The 2,819-nt window shown below is 41.0% G+C and carries 1 protein-coding gene; it reads right to left on the bottom strand.

The annotated features are described in order from the left end of the window. The coding region (locus AWW68_RS10970) for an Ig-like domain-containing protein (protein ID WP_157717619.1) at positions 1 to 2,819 on the bottom strand (2,819 nt) is incomplete at both ends.

The following is a 2,819-nucleotide window of genomic DNA, read 5'->3' as shown; positions in this document are numbered from 1 at the left end:
ACCTGACAGAATTGACCAGCTTCCTGTGTTACCAGTGCTATATGAAGCACCAAGGAAAGTAGATGTTCCACAAACGTTTTGGTCTGAGCCTGCATTGGCCGTTACCGCCTCGTCAAAAGTAATAACCACATCATCTGTGCTGTTGGTGCAAATTCCATTGCTGATCGTCCATCGAAGTGTATAATTAGCCCCTCTTATACCAGTAAAGGTTGCTGTTGGGCTATTTACATCACTAAAGCTACCACCTGCTCCAGAAACTACAGACCAAGCTCCTGTTTCATTGTAACCTGAAGCCGCGTTGGCAGCTAAAGTGGCTGAACCACCACATACTTCTTCATCGGACCCGGCATTGGCAATGGTAGCAGACGCACAAATATTGACCAAAACATCTGCAGTGCTAGGCATATTTGACGGTAAATCTTCAACCATCGAATTACCTACTGCATCATATACAACTCCATCTCCTACTGAAAAAGAATTTATAGATACTCCATCGGTATCTGAATCGCTGGCTTGTACGGTATATCTGAACTTAACTGAGTTAGAGTTAGTGCCAGATAAATAATGTGCGGCTCTTGTATTACTTCCTACCGTAATATTCAAAGCAGGAGGATTAACGCAGCCTTCATCAACATTTACCACTTCGCTAAATGTCAGAGTAAAGTCTAGATGCTCACCTGTTTCATAACTTCCGTCTGATGGCACTGTAATACTAGTAATAGTAGGCGCAGTGTTATCTAATGAGTATGTCTCATCGGTAGTAGGCTCTGTTATTGGTAAAGCATTTCCTGCTAAATCTGTAATATTTGGGCTTGATAAGTTTAAACCAACCACACCGCTGTAGGTAGATATATCCCCACCAGAAACTGTAACATCATAGGTAGATGCGGTTAATTGGCTTACCGCTATTGATGCTCCAGTAAGACCGGTAACAGCAAAATCATTTAAGTCTACACTGGTTACATCTTCGCTAAAAGTGGCTAAAAACACCAACTGACTAACAGAAGTAAGTGAACTGGTTGGGTTCTTCCTTGTAAAGCTTGTTATAGCTGGTGCGGTGTTATCAATAGCGTACGTATTGTCCCAAGTGCCTGTAGGAACAGTATTTATCAAGGCATTTCCTCCTGCATCTTTTACAACATGACCATTAACGAATCCTAGTGTAATGGTACCTTCTAAAGATTCCATATTTCCTCCAGAGATAGTTATCCTATAGGTATTACCACTTGGATTGCTTACAGAAGTGACAGTCCCCGTTGTACCTAAAACCGTTAAATCTTCGGGTCCAACATTACTAACCACTTCAGAGAAGGTAATATCCCAGCTTACTTGATCTGCATTGGTATGCGATGTGGTTGGCGACTGACGAACAATAGAGCTGATTCTCGGTGCTGCCTTATCGTTCATTGTAGCAGTATTATTGGCAGTTTGGTCTGCTATTGCGGTACGACCGTTAATATCAAAAACCTCATTAGCTTTAAGATCTACTTCAAGGGTTTCGTCTCCATCAGGAGTTCCTGTAACAGAGAAGAATATTCTGATTGTTGTTTCTCCACCTGATAAGGCAGAAGCAGACGCCTCTACAGTACTATTGTTCTGTTTAACACTAGAAATAGTGTTAAAGGTTGCTGAACCACCCGATATCTTCAAATCAAAATCAGCTACAGTAAGACCACCGCCACCGCAATTGTCTTCATAAACTCCTTCATTGAAGATTACATCTATATAAGAATTGTCTGCAGCTAAGCTTACCCCTGTTATGTATGGATCCACCAAATCATTCAGAATTCGTGTATTATTACTCTGAGTTGCCGCAGCAGCATTACCAGCTACATCAAAAACTGAACTACCATCAGCAAAGTTGATTGTTACGATTTCTCCTCCATCAGCTACTCCCGTAGTTGTAAAGTTTACTCTCAGGTTACTTTCGCCACCTACTAGATCAGAAGTTCCATTTAATTGTTTTAGACTGGTAATCACCGGATTGGTAGCCGTTCCACCAGAGATGGAGATGTCTATATCTGAAATTTCCAGTGCTCCACTGCCCCCATTTGTACTGTAAAGCCCTTCGTTGGCGAAAATCTCTACGAAGGCATTGCTATTGTTTAAGCCTAGGCTTGTGATAGAAGGAGGGGTAACATCATTCAAAGTAATGTTGAATGTCTGATTGGTTAATTCACCACCGTTGGGGTCGCTAACCTTAAACACAAAACTATCAGAAGTTCCAGATGAGTTGGTATATCTAATTTTGTCGTTGTTTAGATCATCTAAGGTAAATGTAGCATTAGCACTTAGCAATACATCTCCAGCATTGTAAGTGTTACTCGGGTTTGTATCAACAAACAAAGTACCATTGGTTGCTGCTGTAGTAATGGTAAATGTTATATCTGAAGCACTGCTCTCAGTATCAGTTGCATTTAACTTTCCTGTATCGATTAAACCAGTAGCTCCTTGATTCATCGTCAAACCATTGTTCACACTGACCGTTGGAGGGAAGTTCGTTGAGAAATTATAACTGGTGGAATTATAGATTCCAGCATAACCATTTCCTGCTAGATCATCAATAGCCGTTGGCGAGATTTGAACAGAATAAAGAGATGAAGGGTCTAAATTAGCACTTGGGTTAATCGTTAAAACCGCACCGCTAATAGAAGCTTGGGTTCCTGGAGAAGCAGCATCAATTAGAAACGATCTTGAACCATCTTTCTCATCCATAACTAAAATAGAGCCAGTGCCAAAAGCAATATTCTCGCTAAATGTTAGGGTTAAATTGTCGCTAATATTAAAGCCCGTAGCATCGTCTGCAGGATTGCTTGAAA

Origin of the sequence: Roseivirga spongicola (assembly GCF_001592965.1) — a bacterium.
In the GTDB taxonomy this organism is placed as follows: domain Bacteria; phylum Bacteroidota; class Bacteroidia; order Cytophagales; family Cyclobacteriaceae; genus Roseivirga; species Roseivirga spongicola.
The sequence above is the reverse complement of the archived record's forward strand: the minus strand, read 5'-3'. Positions and strand labels throughout refer to the sequence as shown.